This is a genomic window from Halomonas litopenaei, assembly GCF_017303055.1.
In the GTDB taxonomy this organism is placed as follows: domain Bacteria; phylum Pseudomonadota; class Gammaproteobacteria; order Pseudomonadales; family Halomonadaceae; genus Halomonas; species Halomonas litopenaei_A.
In genome coordinates this window covers 169,671-185,878 of the sequence record NZ_JAEKJT010000008.1, presented here as the reverse complement: position 1 = coordinate 185,878, position 16,208 = coordinate 169,671, and the positions used below count along the sequence as shown (strand labels likewise).

General features: G+C 62.3%; 13 protein-coding genes. 8 read left to right on the top strand and 5 right to left on the bottom strand.

Annotated elements, in window-relative coordinates; translation table 11 throughout:
- Window positions 1–6: 6 nt before the first annotated feature.
- The 4 genes from ntrC to glnA all read right to left on the bottom strand — a co-directional run bounded on the left by ntrC (window position 7) and on the right by glnA (window position 5,102).
- The gene (gene ntrC / locus JF545_RS16495) at window positions 7–1,419 is read right to left on the bottom strand and encodes a nitrogen regulation protein NR(I) (protein ID WP_206943869.1); all 1,413 of its coding nucleotides are present in this window, start codon (window positions 1,417–1,419) and stop codon (window positions 7–9) included.
- The gene (glnL, locus tag JF545_RS16490; RefSeq protein ID WP_206943867.1) at window positions 1,412–2,461 is read right to left on the bottom strand and encodes a nitrogen regulation protein NR(II); all 1,050 of its coding nucleotides are present in this window, start codon (window positions 2,459–2,461) and stop codon (window positions 1,412–1,414) included. The genes ntrC and glnL overlap by 8 nt, the downstream gene beginning before the upstream one ends.
- A gap of 397 nt (window positions 2,462–2,858) precedes the next feature.
- Window positions 2,859–3,545, bottom strand: a complete 687-nt coding sequence (locus tag JF545_RS16485; RefSeq protein ID WP_206943865.1) for a hypothetical protein — start codon at window positions 3,543–3,545, stop codon at window positions 2,859–2,861.
- Window positions 3,546–3,695: 150 nt separating this feature from the next.
- Entirely contained in the window at window positions 3,696–5,102 is a 1,407-nt protein-coding gene (glnA, locus tag JF545_RS16480; protein ID WP_222162466.1) for a glutamate--ammonia ligase, read from the bottom strand.
- A gap of 513 nt (window positions 5,103–5,615) precedes the next feature.
- Here glnA and JF545_RS16475 point away from each other — a divergent pair.
- From JF545_RS16475 to JF545_RS16440, 8 genes are all read left to right on the top strand, one after another.
- The gene (locus tag JF545_RS16475) at window positions 5,616–6,134 is read left to right on the top strand and encodes a glycosyltransferase family 2 protein (RefSeq protein ID WP_206943862.1); all 519 of its coding nucleotides are present in this window, start codon (window positions 5,616–5,618) and stop codon (window positions 6,132–6,134) included.
- A gap of 550 nt (window positions 6,135–6,684) precedes the next feature.
- Complete coding sequence (typA, locus tag JF545_RS16470; RefSeq protein ID WP_206943861.1) at window positions 6,685–8,511, top strand: translational GTPase TypA; 1,827 nt, start codon at window positions 6,685–6,687, stop codon at window positions 8,509–8,511.
- A 249-nt stretch (window positions 8,512–8,760) separates the two neighbouring features.
- On the top strand, window positions 8,761–9,066 hold the full coding sequence (locus tag JF545_RS16465; protein WP_206943859.1) for a hypothetical protein: 306 nt from the start codon (window positions 8,761–8,763) through the stop codon (window positions 9,064–9,066).
- A gap of 176 nt (window positions 9,067–9,242) precedes the next feature.
- Window positions 9,243–10,691, top strand: a complete 1,449-nt coding sequence (locus tag JF545_RS16460; RefSeq protein WP_206943858.1) for a sodium-dependent transporter — start codon at window positions 9,243–9,245, stop codon at window positions 10,689–10,691.
- A gap of 59 nt (window positions 10,692–10,750) precedes the next feature.
- Window positions 10,751–11,521, top strand: coding sequence for an ABC transporter ATP-binding protein (locus JF545_RS16455; RefSeq protein ID WP_206943857.1), 771 nt, complete (start codon window positions 10,751–10,753; stop codon window positions 11,519–11,521).
- Window positions 11,522–11,598: 77 nt separating this feature from the next.
- On the top strand, window positions 11,599–12,303 hold the full coding sequence (locus JF545_RS16450; protein WP_206943856.1) for an ABC transporter ATP-binding protein: 705 nt from the start codon (window positions 11,599–11,601) through the stop codon (window positions 12,301–12,303).
- A 28-nt stretch (window positions 12,304–12,331) separates the two neighbouring features.
- The gene (locus JF545_RS16445) at window positions 12,332–13,336 is read left to right on the top strand and encodes a branched-chain amino acid ABC transporter permease (RefSeq protein ID WP_206943855.1); all 1,005 of its coding nucleotides are present in this window, start codon (window positions 12,332–12,334) and stop codon (window positions 13,334–13,336) included.
- Window positions 13,336–14,652 carry a branched-chain amino acid ABC transporter permease gene (locus JF545_RS16440; protein WP_206943854.1) on the top strand — a complete coding sequence of 439 codons (1,317 nt, stop codon included), beginning with the start codon at window positions 13,336–13,338 and terminating at the stop codon, window positions 14,650–14,652. Before JF545_RS16445 ends, JF545_RS16440 begins: the two co-directional genes overlap by 1 nt.
- Window positions 14,653–14,957: 305 nt before the next feature.
- Here the strand turns inward: JF545_RS16440 and JF545_RS16435 are convergent, their stop codons facing one another.
- On the bottom strand, window positions 14,958–16,163 hold the full coding sequence (locus JF545_RS16435) for an ABC transporter substrate-binding protein (protein ID WP_206943959.1): 1,206 nt from the start codon (window positions 16,161–16,163) through the stop codon (window positions 14,958–14,960).
- Window positions 16,164–16,208 lie beyond the last annotated feature (45 nt).

The window sequence follows — 16,208 nt, the reverse complement described above, 5'->3', positions numbered from 1 at the left end:
CCACGCTCAATCGTGGTCCTCGGCCAGCGAAGGCAGCAGCACCTTCAGCTTGCGCGTCAGCGTGTTGCGGCCCCAGCCAAGCAGCTCTGCCGCTTCGCCCTTGCGTCCCGCGGTGTGCTTGAGCGCTGTCTCGATCAGAATGCGTTCGAAGTCAGGCACGGCCTCTTCCAGCAAGTGGGTATGGCCAGCGGCCAAGGCACCGTCAGCCCAGGCGCGAAACGCCTCACGCCAGTCCCCTCCGGCAGCCACGTCATCCCCCCCACGCAGCTCCGGCGGCAGGTCTTCGACCAGCACCTCGCGCCCGGAGGCCATCACGGTCAGCCAGCGGCAGGTGTTCTCCAGCTGGCGCACGTTGCCAGGCCAGTCCACCCGGGTCAGAAACTCCTCGGCGTCCTGGGTCAGTACCTTGACGTCGGTGGATAGCTCCTTGGCGGCCTCGGCCAGGAAGTGCCTGGCCAGCCGCGGAATATCCTCACGCCGCTGGGACAGCCGCGGTAGATGAACGCGGATCACGTTCAAGCGGTGAAACAGGTCCTCACGGAAACGCCCATCGGCCACCAGTGTCTCCAGATCCTGGTGGGTGGCGGCGATGATCCGCACATCCACCTTGACCGGCGTGTGTCCCCCGACCCGATAGAACTCGCCGTCGGCCAGCACCCGCAGCAGCCGAGTCTGGGTTTCCGACGGCATGTCGCCGATCTCGTCGAGAAACAGGGTGCCGCCGTTGGCTTGTTCGAAGCGCCCCTGACGACTGGCACTGGCACCGGTAAAGGCTCCCTTTTCGTGACCAAACAGCTCGGATTCGATCAGATCCCGAGGAATGGCGGCCATGTTGAGGGCGATAAAGGGATTGCCCGCGCGAGGGCTATGCTGGTGCAGGGCGCGTGCCACCCGCTCCTTGCCCGTCCCTGACTCGCCGTTGATCAGCACGGTGATGTGCGAGTGGGCGAGACGGCCGATGGCACGAAAGACCTCCTGCATGGCCGGCGCTTCACCAATGATCTCTGCATCCAGGCCTTCGGGAACGCTGACGGGCCGTTGGCGTTCTCGCACGTGGGCGACCGCTCGGCGCACCAGGGCAAGTGCCTCATCGACATCGAAGGGCTTGGGCAGGTACTCGAAGGCGCCCCCCTGATAGGAGGCTACCGCACTGTCCAGGTCGGAGTGAGCGGTCATGACGATAACCGGAAGATCGGGGTGCACCTCACGCACCTTTGCCATCAGGTCCAGTCCATCGATGCCCGGCATACGAATATCGGTGACCAGAACATCCGGGGGTGAGGAGAGCAGACGATCCAGAATCGTATCGGCACGCTCGACCGCTTCCACCTGCAAGTCAGGCTGAGCCAGCGCCCGCTCCAGCACCCAGCGAATGGCGCGATCGTCATCGACGATCATTATACGAGCGGCATCAGTCATGACTCATCTCCAGAGGAATCAGCAAGCGAAATTCTGTGTGTCCGGGGGCGGACTCGCATTCGATCAGCCCGTCGTGCTGATGCAGCACCGACTGGGCAATGGACAGCCCCAGGCCGCTGCCCTCGGCCCGTCCGGATACCATTGGATAGAACAGGGTGTCACGCAGGGTGTCGGGAATACCTGGCCCGTTGTCGATTACACTGACATCGCAGACCAGGCGATGACGCTGGGCCCCCAGGGTGAACTGGCGTCTGGCCCGGGTCCGCAGGCTGATCACGGGGTCTGGGGTGTCCGACTCGACCAGAGCCTGCACTGCATTGCGCGCAACGTTGAGCACGGCCTGGATAAGCTGTGCTTCGTCACCGATCAGCTCGGGCAGGCTGGGATCGTAGTCTCGCTCGATGCGGACCTGGGGCTGCTCTACCAGCAGCAGTGCCCGGACACGCTCCAGCACCCGGTGGATGTTCAGAGGCTCCCGGCGGCTCACGCGGTTCGGCCCGAGCATGGAATCGACCAGGTCCCTGAGTCGATCCACTTCCTCAATGATGATGCGGGTGTATTCCTTGAGCGCGGGTGTCTGCTCGAGGTCACGCTCCAGCAGCTGTGCGGCGCCACGTATGCCGCCCAGTGGGTTCTTGACCTCGTGAGCCAACCCTCGCGCCAGCACCTTCATGGTCTCCTGGCGCGACTGTAGGGCCTCTTCTCGCGAGATCCGCAACAGCCGGTCCCGCGGCTCCAGCTCGAGCAGCAGGCTATCCCGAGCCAACGGCGTCACCGTGTAGTCCACCGTCAAGGGTTCGCCACCGCCGAGGGTCAGCCGCGCCTCACGCTGGGTATAGGGGTGCAAACCGTCTCTGGCACGCGCCAGCACGTCGGCGATATCGTCTTCTCCGCCGACCCAATCTCCCAGCGGTACGCCGATCACTCGGGCAGCGCTGACAGCCAGCAGGGCTTCCGCTGCGGGATTCATCCACGTTGGACGCAAGTCCTCATCAAGCAGTACAACCGCCGTGGTGAGGTGTTCGATGATGCCTGACGCCATGAGCGTATCCTGAGCAGATGAAGTCGTTCAGCCGAGCGTGAGGTGCACCCCCCTGCGAGGCGCTGAAGGCGCCATCCCGAAGCAGGCGTCGTCAGCGAGTGCACTTCCTTAATGCAAGCAAGAAGCGGGCCAGACTCGCTTTCACCCAGACGATGACCACCGTGGTGCGCCGTGTACCCGCTGTCGTCCCACGGGGGAGCCTGGACACTCCTCCCCATGGACATGCTACTGCACCAAGCTGGTGCACTGCACTGGTTTAGGGCTTATGCCGAATGGGATTGGGGCCACGCCAGCGGGCCACCCGGGACCGACGTGACTCTGGCCAGATGTCTGAGCTGCCAGGGGGACAGGGGGACCGGGGGGAACGGGAACAAGGGAGACAGGGAGCATTCGCTATCTACGATGACGGCCCATGGCGGGAAGTCGCGGGCACCGCAACGCGGGCTCGCTGCACGTGCAGCACGACAGCGTCGCTGCGCTGGCGAACCTTGCGATCAGGGTCGATCACGACCAGGACGATGCGGTGCTCTCCCCGCTCGAGCTGAGTCAGGGTCAGTGGAGAATCCCCCGTCGTCACCAGCACGCCATCGACCTCAAGCCCCAGCACATAACCGGCGTCAAGAGGCGGGCTGACGGCCGCCGCGACCTCGAGGCTGCCGCCAGCGCCGCTGGGCAGCACGCTGCCAGATGCCGGACGGGCAATGGCCAGTACCTCCCGTGCCAGGTAGCCCGGCGCAGCAGCGCTGATATCCCCCGGCAGCTGGGACAGTGCCGGGGGCAGAGGAGCACTCGGCACATGGGAGAGCGCCCCTGGCACGAAGCGCTCTCCACCTTCCAGCGGCCGATCGCTATAGGTGACGCCGCCATGACGTTCGACGCGACGATAGAGGGCATCGGCGGCACTCCCCTGGGAGCCATACAGCAGCAGTATCGTCAGCAGCAGGCCTCTCGATACTCGCCAAAGCCATATCCGCCCCCGCCATATCCACCCCAGCCACATCAGCTCCAACCGGCATCGCCGAGCCGGCAGGCGGCCCGACGGCTGTGGCGACATGGCCTGCCGGCAGCGCGGTGGTAGCTTCACGGTGGCTCCTTGATGGGGGTGTCCTGGCAAGCATGCGATGCCTGTCCTGCCAGGCCAAGGGCATCGCTTGCTCGAGGGCAAGGCCAGGCCAAAAAAATCGGCCCCGCTCAAGGCGGGGCCGATATACGACGGGGTGTCGTCGTCGCTGGATCAGCAGCTGTAGTACATGTCGAACTCGATCGGGTGCGTGGTCATGCGCAGGCGCTCCACGTCTTCGTTCTTGAGCTCGATGTAGGCATCGATCATGTCGTCGGTGAAGACACCACCTTCGGTCAGGAAGCTGCGGTCTTCGTCGAGAGCCGCCAGCGCCTGGTCGAGGCTTTCCGCCACGGTCGGAATGGACTTGCCTTCTTCCGGCGGCAGGTCGTAGAGGTTCTTGTCCATGGCATCGCCAGGATGGATCTTGTTCTTGATGCCATCGATACCCGCCATCAGCATGGCCGCGAAGCACAGGTAGGGGTTGGCGGTCGGGTCAGGGAAACGCGCCTCGACACGCTTGCCCTTGGGGCTGGCGGTGTACGGAATACGGATCGACGCAGAGCGGTTACGGGCACTGTAGGCCAGCATGACCGGTGCTTCGAAGCCCGGCACCAGACGCTTGTACGAGTTGGTAGAAGCGTTGGTGAAGGCGTTCAGCGCACGTGCGTGCTTGATGATGCCGCCGATGTAGAACAGCGCCATTTCAGACAGACCAGCGTACTGGTCGCCAGCAAACTGGTTCTGACCGTCCTTCCAGAAGGACTGGTGCACGTGCATGCCGCTGCCGTTATCGCCGACCAGGGGCTTCGGCATGAAGGTGGCGGTCTTGCCGTAGGCGTGGGCCACATTGTGGATCACGTACTTCATTTCCTGAACTTCGTCGGCCTTCTTGACCAGGGTGTTGAAGGCTACGCCAATTTCGTTCTGGCCGGCGTTGGACACCTCATGGTGGTGCACCTCGACCTTCTGGCCGATGGCTTCCAGGGTGTTACACATGGCGCCGCGCATGTCATGGAAGCTGTCCACCGGGGGAACCGGGAAGTAGCCGCCCTTGACCCGAGGACGGTGGCCCAGGTTGCCGCCTTCGACGGCGCGGTCCGTTGACCAGGCACCCTCTTCGGAGGAAATCTTGTACATCGCACCTTCGATGTCGGCCTTCCAATGCACTTCATCAAAGATGAAGAACTCGGGCTCGGGGCCGAAGAATGCAGTATCACCCAGGCCGGAAGACTGCAGGTAGGCCTCAGCGCGCTTGGCGATGGAACGCGGGTCGCGCTCGTAGCCCTGCATGGTAGCCGGCTCGATGATGTCGCAACGCAGAATCAGGGTCGCGTCTTCGGTGAAGGGGTCGAGGAAGCCGGTGCCGTCTTCCGGACGCAGAATCATGTCGGACTCGTTGATGCCCTTCCAGCCGTTGATGGAGGAGCCATCGAACATCTGGCCGTTCTCGAAGAATTCCTCGTCGACCTCGGAGGCCGGAATAGTGACGTGCTGTTCCTTGCCGCGAGTGTCGGTGAAACGCAGGTCAACCCACTTGACGTCATGTTCGTTGATCAGGGCGAGAGTCTTGTCTGACATGTGGTCCTCCAGAGTGAAACTTGTTCGTGACTCGAGCATTGGGGCGACGGCACCAATCCCATGTCACCGACTTCGAATTGGGGGATGATCCAGGGAGCAAAAGGGGTACCGGGATCCTTTGTAGCACGCTCCCGGGACAGTTCCCATGGTGACGTGCTCGACACGATGACACTGTCAGAAACAATGCAGGTTGCGTGCCATCATTGCACCAGCATTGATCAAAAAAATCTCAACCCAATGTTTTTCATCGATTTTAAGTTCTCGCCACTACTGCTCCAGCATAGCGCATTAGCTCACGGCCATCGCGTCAAAGACCCACTTGTGCACCAAAATGAAGCGCCGGAAACTTTTATGCACCAAAATAACCCTCAACCATCTCGACGCTGAAGTCTGCCGAGGCGATCGCTAGGGGTAAGGGGTCGCTGGAACCTTCTGCAACGCGCGGATACACTTCCTTACGTTTGTCGCCGGCCCTCCCGTCACGGTCGGCGTCACCCGCCTCGGAGTGTCGTCGTGAATATCAGCCTGATCATCGATGCCCGCCTGACCGGCAAGGATTTGTCCTGTCGGCTGACGCAGGCACGCCAGCAGATTGCCCTGTTCCAGGGGCGCAGCGAGATCATAGTCATCGACGATGGTGGCATCACCTCTGAACAGCTCGGCGAGCACGCGAAAGACTATCGGCTGGTGCGCGTCCGTCCGGCGCCGATGGGGAGACGCTTCAACCTGGCAGCCTCTCACTGCAATGGGCGAATGCTCGGCTTCTGCCTGGGCCCACTGGACTCAGCCTGGGTAGAACGCATGATGGCCGCGGCTGCCGACGAATCACGCCCCATGGTCAGGCCATCTCGGCCTTGTCCGCTGGCCCTGTTCCAACTGCTGCGACAGACGCCCACACGGGCACTGGGCGTAGAGCGCAACTGGTTCGAGCGCCTGGGAGGCTTTGATCCATCGCTGGACCTGAGCGCCGTAGAAGACCTGGCCACGCGGCTCAAGGCCTGTCGGGCCAATGCGCTGGTGCAGCGCGCCTGAGGGACAGCTACTCAGCAGCCGCCGAGCAACGGCTGTTATGTCGTAGTTGGCCCATGCCATCCTGAGCATGCCTCTCCTGCGGCCCTCATGCCATGGCCCTGATGCAGCGCCCCTGATGCAGCGGCTCCCATTCAGCAGCCCCGTACATTCCTGACAAGCGCCAGCCAGGGGCAGGCCCCTCAGCGACCCGCTGGATGACGCTGATACTCATGTTGATAGAACACCGTCGGGGAGAGCCCTCTCATCAAGGCGTCACAAAGACGTAGTCATATAGACGTTGTCGTGTAGACATTGTTATGCCGTGGCGTCGAAAAGCGCCGCCTCAAACAGGCGGGCATACAAGAGATGGCACCTCAAGCCACTCCTTTCTTGTCGCCTTCTCGCGCAAAAACGCCTGAAAATGGGGCTTAACGCGCCAAGTCAGCGTCACGCAGGTGCTTGAAAGTTCAGTATCTTGAGAATTCACGGATAGATTGACCGCAACAATGCTGGTCGTTGTCATCACCCAGGCCCTATAATGCGGCCCCACTTTTTCCAGCAGGATCCCGTCGTGATCGAGAATCTTCGCAACATCGCCATCATCGCTCACGTCGACCACGGCAAAACCACCCTGGTCGACAAGCTGCTCAGCCAGTCCGGCACTCTGGACCGCAAGGCCGAGGGGCAGGAGCGCATCATGGACTCCAATGACCAGGAAAAGGAACGTGGCATCACGATCCTGGCCAAGAACACGGCGATCCGCTGGAGCTCTCCCGAGGGACAGGACTACCACATCAACATCGTGGACACCCCTGGACACGCTGACTTCGGCGGCGAAGTCGAGCGCGTCATGTCCATGGTGGACTCGGTCCTGCTGCTGGTCGATGCCGTTGACGGCCCGATGCCGCAGACTCGCTTCGTCACCCAGAAAGCCTTCGACCAGGGCCTGAAGCCGATCGTTGTCGTCAACAAGATCGACCGCCCCGGCGCACGTCCTGACTGGGTCATCGATCAGATCTTCGATCTGTTCGACAACCTGGGTGCCAGCGACGAGCAGCTCGACTTCCCGATCATCTACTGCTCGGCGCTCAACGGCATTGCCGGTCCGGAACCGGACCAGCTGGCCGAGGACATGACGCCGATGTTCCAGTCCATCGTCAACATCGTCGAGCCGCCCAAGGTTGAACTCGATGGCCCGCTGCAGATGCAGATTTCGGCCCTCGACTACTCCAGCTACGTCGGCGTCATCGGCCTTGGTCGCATCACTCGCGGCGCCATGTCACCGAACCAGCAGGTCGTGGTGATCAACAAGGAAGGCCAGACCCGCAAGGGCAAGATTGGCCAGGTCATGACTCACCTGGGCCTTGAGCGTGTCCAGACCGAGCAGGCCACCGCCGGCGACATCGTCTGCATCACCGGTATCGACGAACTGGCCATCTCCGACACCATCTGTGACGCGGCTGCGGTCGAGGCACTGCCGGCCCTGACGGTCGACGAGCCGACGGTCTCCATGACCTTCCAGGTCAACGACTCACCGTTTGCAGGCAAGGACGGCAAGTTCGTCACCAGCCGCAACATCAAGGATCGCCTGGACCAGGAGCTGATCCACAACGTCGCGCTGCGCGTCGAGCAGGGTGAATCACCGGAGAAGTTCATCGTTTCCGGTCGCGGCGAGCTGCACCTGTCGGTGCTGATCGAGAGCATGCGTCGCGAAGGCTTCGAGCTGGCCGTCGGTCGTCCTGAAGTCATCATCCGCGAGATCGATGGCGAAAAGCAGGAGCCCTACGAAGAAGTCATCATCGACTGCGAAGAGCAGCATCAGGGCGCCATCATGGAAGAGCTCGGCTACCGCAAGGGCGAGCTCAAGAACATGAATCCGGATGGCAAGGGCCGCGTGCGCCTTGACTTCATCATTCCGGCGCGCGGCTTGATCGGTTTCCGCGGTCAATTCCTGACCCTGACGTCAGGCACCGGCATCCTGACCAGCCGCTTCGATCATTACGGCCCGCTCAAGCCCGACGCCTCCATCGAGCGTCGCAACGGCGTGCTGGTGTCCATGGTACCGGGCAAGGCCCTCGCCTACGCCCTGTATGCGCTGCAGGAGCGCGGCAAGCTGATCATCGACCACGGCACCGAGGTCTATGAGGGCATGCTGGTCGGCATCAACAACCGTGCCAACGACATGGTGGTAAACCCGACCAAGGGCAAGAAGCTTGATAACATGCGCGCCTCCGGTAACGACGAGAACATCGTGCTGACTCCGCCGGTGCGCTTCACCCTGGAACAGGCTATCGAATTCCTCGATGACGACGAGCTGGTCGAGATCACCCCGAACCATATCCGTCTGCGCAAGAAGTTCCTGACAGAAAACGAACGCAAGCGCGCCAGCAAGAAGTAATCGCGCCGCTTTCCGTTGCCTCGATGCCCGCCTTCTGGCGGGCATCGTCGTTTGTAGCGGGACATCCGCCATATTGGCCGACTCGCCCCCCATGGAGCATTTATCAGCCTGGGCTTGATAAAGGAACTTCTCCGCCCATAAGCTGCCACAGGAGTATGGCTTCGGAGTAAGGGGTCCGTCGGCGACCCTGCCCCGACAGGTCTATGCTAAGGACAGAACATCATCTTTCGCGAACGAGGAGCCACGCGAATGCACAAGCATGTCGAATGGGATGATCCCGGCGCCGACAGCGTACAACGCTATTTTGCCGACAAGCCTGACGAGTACCCCACCGCCCACATCGGCAGCATCATTGCCGGCCGCTATCACGGATACTCGGTCAGGGTAAAAGTGGAAGCTCGGGTCGATGACGATACCGCGAGCATTGGCGACGTGGTGGCACTTATCTCGGTCAGAACCGGGGAGCGCACTCAGTCCATCGGTGACCTGTCGGTCGGTGATACGGTACGCCTGGGCGACGACCACCGCTCGCTGGCGCCGCGAGTCGGCAGCTAAGACCCCGACGGCTATCGTCGACAAGATGAAAAGCCCGCCACTATCACGCCCCACCAACGCCTGCTAAACGCACCCCCTCTAGTCAGGCATACGTTTGTATCGCAAAGTTGGCATGTGAGACCGGGCCATCGCCCGGTCAGTCCGACTGACAAGTCTGACATGTCGACGGATGCCCCATGAGCAGCGACAACATCTGGACCCACAAAGGCACCTTCCTGCTGGCCGCGGTTGGCTCAGCAGTGGGGCTTGGCAACCTCTGGCGCTTTCCTTATCTGGTGGGCGAGCATGGCGGTGGTGCCTTCCTGTTGGTGTACGCGCTGTGTGTGTTTGCCATCGGCGTGCCGATTCTGATCGCCGAGATCATGCTGGGCCGCAACAGCCGGCGCTGCCCGATCATGGGCATGCGCTTCCTGACACGCTGTCACAAGACCTCGAGGGCCTGGGAAATCATCGGTTGGCTGGGGGGACTCTCGGCGCTGCTGATCCTCAGCTTCTACTCCGTCATCAGTGGCTGGGCGATCCACTACCTGGGAGAGATGCTGACGGGCTCGCTACGAGGTGCCGACGCAGCAACCCTCGCCAGTGACTTTGCCAGCCTGATCAGCTCACCGATCAAGCTGACGCTCTATCACACGCTATTCCTGGTGATCTGCGCGTACATCGTGGCGCGCGGCGTCCACCGAGGCCTCGAAAGCGGCCTGCGCCTGCTGATGCCTACCTTGCTGGTGATCCTGCTGGTCGTGCTGTTCTATGCAGCTGCCGCAGGCGATATGCTCGCTGCCAGCGACTTCCTGCTATCGTTCTCGCTCTCCGATCTGAGCCTGGAAGGCTGGCTGGTTGCCCTGGGCCAGTCCTTCTTCACCCTGAGCCTCGGCATGGGGGCGATCATGGCCTACGGCGCCTATATGCCAAGCGAGACGTCGTTGACCCTCACGGCCTTTACCGTGGCCGTGATCGATACCCTGGTCGCCATTCTGGCGGGGCTGGCCATCTTCGCGCTGGTCTTCGGAGCAGGCCTGTCTCCCGATGAAGGCCCTGGACTCATGTTCGTGTCGCTGCCGCTAGCCTTCACGGCCATGCCTTCCGGCGCGCTGATCGGCGCCATCTTCTTCGTGCTGGTGCTGGGGGCTGCCGTCAGCTCTGCCATATCGCTGATCGAGCCGGTAGCGGCATATCTGGTAGAACGCTTTTCGCTGAGCCGGGTGACGGCGGTCCTGGTCGTCGTGGGGGTTGCCTGGGCGCTGGGACTGGCGACCGTCGCCAGCTTCAATCTTTGGGCCGAACAGAGCCCGTTCCATGATCTTTTCGGTCGCAACGCCTTCGAGGTGCTGGAACTGACAACGCATATCACGCTGCCCTTCTGCGGCCTGCTGATTGCGCTCTTTGCCGGTTGGTCACTGACCCAGACCGAATCCATGAAAGAGATGCACACGCGCGCTGGCTGGCTCAGCCTGTGGCGCTTTCTGGTGCGCTTCATCGCGCCCACCGGGGTGGCCTTCGTGTTCCTCCGCGCTCTGCCTTACGTCGAGGGCTACTGGCTACCGGCCATCGTCGCGATCGTCACGGTAGGCGCCTTCGCCGCCTACCGCACGCTGGGCGAGCACGAGGGGCATCACGGCGGTTGATCGCCGCCTGGGCGGCGCCCACCACGACAATAACGACAACGAACACAGCAGGTATCAGGATGTCAGCCATCATCGATGTGCGTCACGTCAACAAGGCCTTCGGCGGCCTGCGGGTCATCAACGACTGCTCCATTCAGGTCGAAGAAGGCTCGGTCACGGGCCTGATCGGCCCCAACGGCGCCGGCAAATCGACGCTGTTCAATATCATTGCCGGCGCGCTGCCGCTGGACTCGGGGCAGATCCTGTTAAGCGGTGAAGACATCACCAATCGGCCTGCCAACGAACTGTTCCACAAGGGGCTCTTGCGCACCTTCCAGATCGCTCACGAGTTTTCCCAGCTGACAGCGCTGGAGAACCTGATGATGGTTCCGCCCGCACAGCCCGGCGAATCCCTGGCCAAGGCCTGGTTCGCGCCGCGCGCGGTGCGCGAGCATGAGGCCGAGATCAAGCGTCGGGCTCAGGAAGTCATCGAGTTCATCGGGCTCAATCACGTGCGCAACGAGCTGGCGGGCAACCTGTCTGGCGGCCAGAAGAAACTGCTGGAACTGGGCCGCACCATGATGACCGACGCCCGCGTGGTGCTGCTCGATGAGATCGCCGCCGGGGTCAACCGAACGTTGCTGGGCGACCTGATCGGCAATATCGAACGCATGAACCGTGAGTTCGGCTACACCTTCCTGGTCATCGAACACGACATGGACATGATTGCCCGACTTTGCGACCCGGTCATCGTACTGGCCCAGGGCTCGGTGATGGTGGAAGGGTCGATCGAAGAGATTCAGAACAATCCGGAGGTCATCGAGGCCTACTTCGGTGCAGGCGCGGCCTGACCTCCTCCTCCTTGCGCGCAAGGGGGGCAATAACAACGACCGAGGCGCACTGAGCGCCCAATGCAGAGAACAGGACTATGCCTCTACTCGACGCACGCCAGGTGCACGGTGGCTACGGCGGGATGAACATCCTCAACGGGGTGGACATGACCATCGAAGCCGATGAAATCGGCGTCATCGTCGGCCCCAATGGCGCCGGCAAATCCACCATGCTCAAGGCTATTTTCGGCCAGCTCAACGTGACTCAGGGCGATATTCTGCTGCGCGGAGAACCTATCCACAACCTGCCGACTAATCGTCTGGTGGAGCTGGGCATGGGCTTTGTGCCTCAAGAGCACAACGTCTTCCCGAGCCTGACGGTCAAGGAAAACCTCGAAATGGGCGCGTTTCTCAAGCCCGGCAATATCAAGCGCATGCTGGCCAAGGCCTATGAGTTCTTTCCCCCGCTCTATGACAAGCGACACCAGCCCGCCGGCGAGCTGTCAGGAGGACAGCGCCAGATGGTCGCCATGGGCCGGGCGCTGATGGCGGAACCCGAACTGCTGCTGCTGGACGAACCCACGGCAGGTCTGTCGCCCAAGTACATGTACGAAATCTTCGACAGGGTAAAGGAGGTCAACGCGGCAGGCGTCGGCATCCTGATGGTGGAACAGAACGCCAAACAGGCACTTGCCATCGCCGACAAGGGCTTCGTGCTGGCCGCCGGCCAGAATCGCTTCACCGACTCGGGACAGGCCTTGCTGGCCGATCCCGACGTGGCCAAGAGCTTCCTCGGCGGCTGACGCCAGACACCAGTGCGGAGATATCGCCTTGAATGAATTCGTGTTCTTCATCAACAACGTGCTGATCGCCGGCAGCGTCACCGGGTCGATCTACGCCATTGGCGCGGTTGGGGTGACGCTGGTCTTCAGCATCATGCGCTTTGCCCACTTCGCCCACGCCGACATGATGACCTTCGGTGCCTTCATGGTGCTGTTGCTGGCAACGCTGTTCCCCAATGCCGGCGCGGCACTGGGGGTGCCGACGGCCATCGTCATGCTGCCGCTTGCCATGGTCTTGACCGCGGCCCTGGCGGTCGGCATCGACAAGGCCTTTTACAAGCCGCTGCGCGCCCATGGCGTCAAACCCATCGTCATGGTCATTGGCTCCCTGGGCGTGACGCTGATGCTGCAGGGGCTGATTCGCCTGTTTTCCGGCACCGGCGGACAGAGCCTCTACGTCGATGACCGCAAGGAAATCTTCCGCCTGGCCCTGCCGATAGAAGGCGTGCGAGTGCCGGTGGTGATCACCGAACCCCAGATCTACCTGTTTGTGCTGACCCTGGTCGCGGTCATTGGCCTGCAGCTGTTTCTGTCGCGTACTCGCCTGGGCAAGGCCATGCGCGCGATGTCAGACAACCCCGACCTGGCCCGCGCCTCTGGCATCAATACCAACACCATCGTGGCCGTGACCTGGGTCATCGCCGGTGGTCTGGCGGCCATCGCCGGCACGCTTTTGTCGATGGACGTCACCTTCAAGCCTGATCTGAGTTTCCATCTGCTGCTGCCCATCTTTGCCGCAGCCATCGTCGGCGGCGTGGGCCACCCCTTCGGCGCGATCGCAGGCGGTTTCGTGGTGGGGTTCGCCGAAACCCTGGCGGTATTCAACTGGAACGTGCTGCTCAGACCCTTCCGCGACAGCCTTCCCGAGTGGCTGGAGTTGCCGAACAACCTGGCCTTCGTCGGCACTGAATACAAGATCGTGGTGCCCTTCTTCATCCTCGTTGCCATCCTGGTATGGCGTCCTACCGGCATCTTCAAGGGCAAGGTGATCTGATGACGACCAACGACTTTCATCATCGTGATGACACCAATAGCGCGCCCCAGAGCCGCTTTCCGGTACGCGAGCTCAGCCTGCTGGTGGTGCTGGCCATTGCCGTGAGCGCGGTGTTCATGGTCATGGGCTCCGCTTACTCGACACGCATGCTGGTCGAGGCCAGCTGCTATGCCATCCTGGCCCTGGGGCTGACCATTCAGTGGGGCTACGCGGGCCAGTTCAACGCTGGCGTGATGGGTTTCGTGGCTCTTGGCGGCTTCTGCGCAATGACCTTCAGCGTGCCGGTCAATCCCGCCTTCTGGGACAGCTCCCTGCCGGGAGAACTGGCGCGAGTACTGGCCTATGTGGTCGCCGGCATTGCCCTGGTGTTCGGCCTGTCGCGCCTGACCCGACTGGGCTTGCCCTCCTGGCTCAGGACCGTGATCACCCTGGTGGTCGGTATGGTCGTCTACATGGTGGTCATCAGCGAATTCCGCGAGGTCACCGACGCCATCGAGAGCCAGATGGGCTTTGTCGGCGGACTGGGCCTGCCGGTCTGGGTCGGCTGGATCGTCGGCGGCGCGCTGGCCGGTGGGGTGGGCTATTTCATTGGCCACGTCTGCCTCGGCCTGCGCAGTGACTACCTGGCCATCGCGACGCTAGGGATCGCCGAGATCATCAAGGCATTCCTGAAGAACTCCGACTGGCTGACCCGAGGCACCGCCACTGTGTCGCCGCTGCCCTGGCCGGTGCCTGCCCCAGGCGAGGTCGGCTTCACCCTGGCCAGGGCGATGTACCTGTCGGTCACCGCGGTGATGATCCTGGCCATCTTCTTTCTGCTCAACCGCGCCTACAACGCCCCCTGGGGCCGCATGATCCGCGCCATCCGGGACAACGAGGTATCGTCTGCGGCCATGGGCAAGGACATCAACCGCCGCCGCCTCGAGATCTTCGTGCTCGGCTGTGTGCTGATGGGTATCGGGGGGGCGGCGCTGGGCAGCTTCAACAGCATCTTTGACCCCAACGGCTACCTGCCGCTCAACCATACCTTCCTGGTGCTGGTCATGGTCATTCTTGGTGGGCCGGGCAACAACCTGGGAACGCTGTTTGGGGCGGTGGCGGTCTACATCATCTGGATCATGTCGGAGCCGCTGGCGCTCTACGTGATGGAGCTTGCCGCGCATTTCGGTCAGGCCAGCTTCGGCTGGGAGGTCCCCAGTAGCCTCGAAAGTCGCGCCCTGCAGGCACGAGTGTTCGTCATCGGGCTGCTTATCACCATCGTGCTGCGGGTGGCCCCGAAAGGCCTGCTGCCCGAGAAGGTCAAGCACCACGACTGATAGCGCCACGACGACAGCTTGGCGTTACAGCACCTGACATGGGCGGCCTGCGGGCCGCCCTTGTCGTGTTATCTGTTTCGCTGGCAGGTGACGGTCCCTGAAGGAGGAGGCTCCCACCACACTGCTACAGGAGACCATGCAGGCCCAGGAGGCTAACGCCCCATAATGATAAAGCCCCCAACCAGATGGCCGGGGGCTTTCCTTAAGCGCCTCAGTTGCGAGCATTGGCGCGGTCATAGGGCGGAGGCGACCGCCCGGATGCAGCGTCGTCCGTCGACGACTCGCCTTACTTTACGTCAAGGCGGCTACTGAACAAAGCCCTTGCCGGTGAAAGTCCCGTTTTCCACGGTCATTTCCTGGACCACGCCAGGCACGTCACCGTTATCGTCAAAGTCCTGGGTGCCAGAAGCACCTTCATAGTTAATCTCGGTGCCGGCGGCGATCAGCTCCACCGCTTTCTCCCACTCACCCGGCAGGATGACTTCGCCTGGAGGCGACGACACGCTGCGCAGCGCGGCCGATACGCCCTCGCGCTCGGCGCTGCCATTCTGCTGAATCGCAAGCCCCAGCAGGAAGGCGGCGTCGTAGGCCTGGGCGGCAAATACCGCGGTGGGGTCAATGCCGGCGTTATTGGCCAATTCGGTGAAGATCTCGGTGCCAGGCAGGTCAGGACTTCCTGGCCGCGTCGCGATCATACCGTCGAGTACATCGGCACCGATGGCCTCGACCAGGCTGTCGCCCACCATGCCGTCGGCCCCGACGTACTGTGTGAACATGCCGCTCTCGTAGGCCTGACGCACCACGGTCTGACCCGACGTATCGGCGTAGGCCAGCACGACCAGAGTCTGTGCACCTGTCGCCGACAGCGTGCCCAGTTCGCTGCGATAGTCTGCCCGGTTGTCTTCATGGGCCAGGTTTTCCAGCACGCTGCCGCCGCCATCTTCAAATGCGGAGCTGAACGCATCGGAAAGACCACGACCGTAGTCGTTGTTGACGTAGGTGACCGCTACTTCCTCGATTCCCTTGTCGAGCAGCAGCTTGGCCAGCATTTCTCCCTGGAAGGCGTCGGACGGCACGGTGCGGAACACCAGGTCGTTGTCGTCCAGGTCGGTGACTGCTGGCGCCGTGGAGGCCGGCGATACCATGGTCACCCCGCCGGGGATACCGGCATTATTGGCCGCGGCAATCGTCGCCCCGGTGCACAGAGCACCGACAATGGCGGTCACCTGCTCGGTGTTGACCATGCGGTCCGCTGCGTTGGAGGCGGCCGATGCATCACCACAGGTGGTATCACCGGTCGGCATGACCACTTCCTGGCCATCGAGGATGCCGCCCTGGTTGTTGATGTGGTCCACGGCGAGCTGGGCACCGTCATAGATGGGGGGCGTCAGACTCTCGATACCGCCGGTGAAACCACCGAGAAATCCGATCTTGACCTCTGCGTGGGCCATGGAACCGACCGCCAGGGTGGTAGCGGCCACCGCGGTCGCCAGTACGCGCTTTTTCATGATTGTTGGTCTCGCTCTGGTTGTCCTGAGATGAAGCTGGAAGCGCAG

What these genes read in the sequence shown, in the direction of transcription:
- ntrC (WP_206943869.1), bottom strand. Translation starts at nt 1,419, where the DNA reads ATGACTGATGCCGCTCGTATAATGATCGTCGATGACGATCGCGCCATT.
- glnL (WP_206943867.1), bottom strand. Translation starts at nt 2,461, where the DNA reads ATGGCGTCAGGCATCATCGAACACCTCACCACGGCGGTTGTACTGCTT.
- glnA (WP_222162466.1), bottom strand. Translation starts at nt 5,102, where the DNA reads ATGTCAGACAAGACTCTCGCCCTGATCAACGAACATGACGTCAAGTGG.
- JF545_RS16465 (WP_206943859.1), top strand. Translation starts at nt 8,761, where the DNA reads ATGCACAAGCATGTCGAATGGGATGATCCCGGCGCCGACAGCGTACAA.
- JF545_RS16460 (WP_206943858.1), top strand. Translation starts at nt 9,243, where the DNA reads ATGAGCAGCGACAACATCTGGACCCACAAAGGCACCTTCCTGCTGGCC.
- JF545_RS16455 (WP_206943857.1), top strand. Translation starts at nt 10,751, where the DNA reads ATGTCAGCCATCATCGATGTGCGTCACGTCAACAAGGCCTTCGGCGGC.
- JF545_RS16450 (WP_206943856.1), top strand. Translation starts at nt 11,599, where the DNA reads ATGCCTCTACTCGACGCACGCCAGGTGCACGGTGGCTACGGCGGGATG.
- JF545_RS16440 (WP_206943854.1), top strand. Translation starts at nt 13,336, where the DNA reads ATGACGACCAACGACTTTCATCATCGTGATGACACCAATAGCGCGCCC.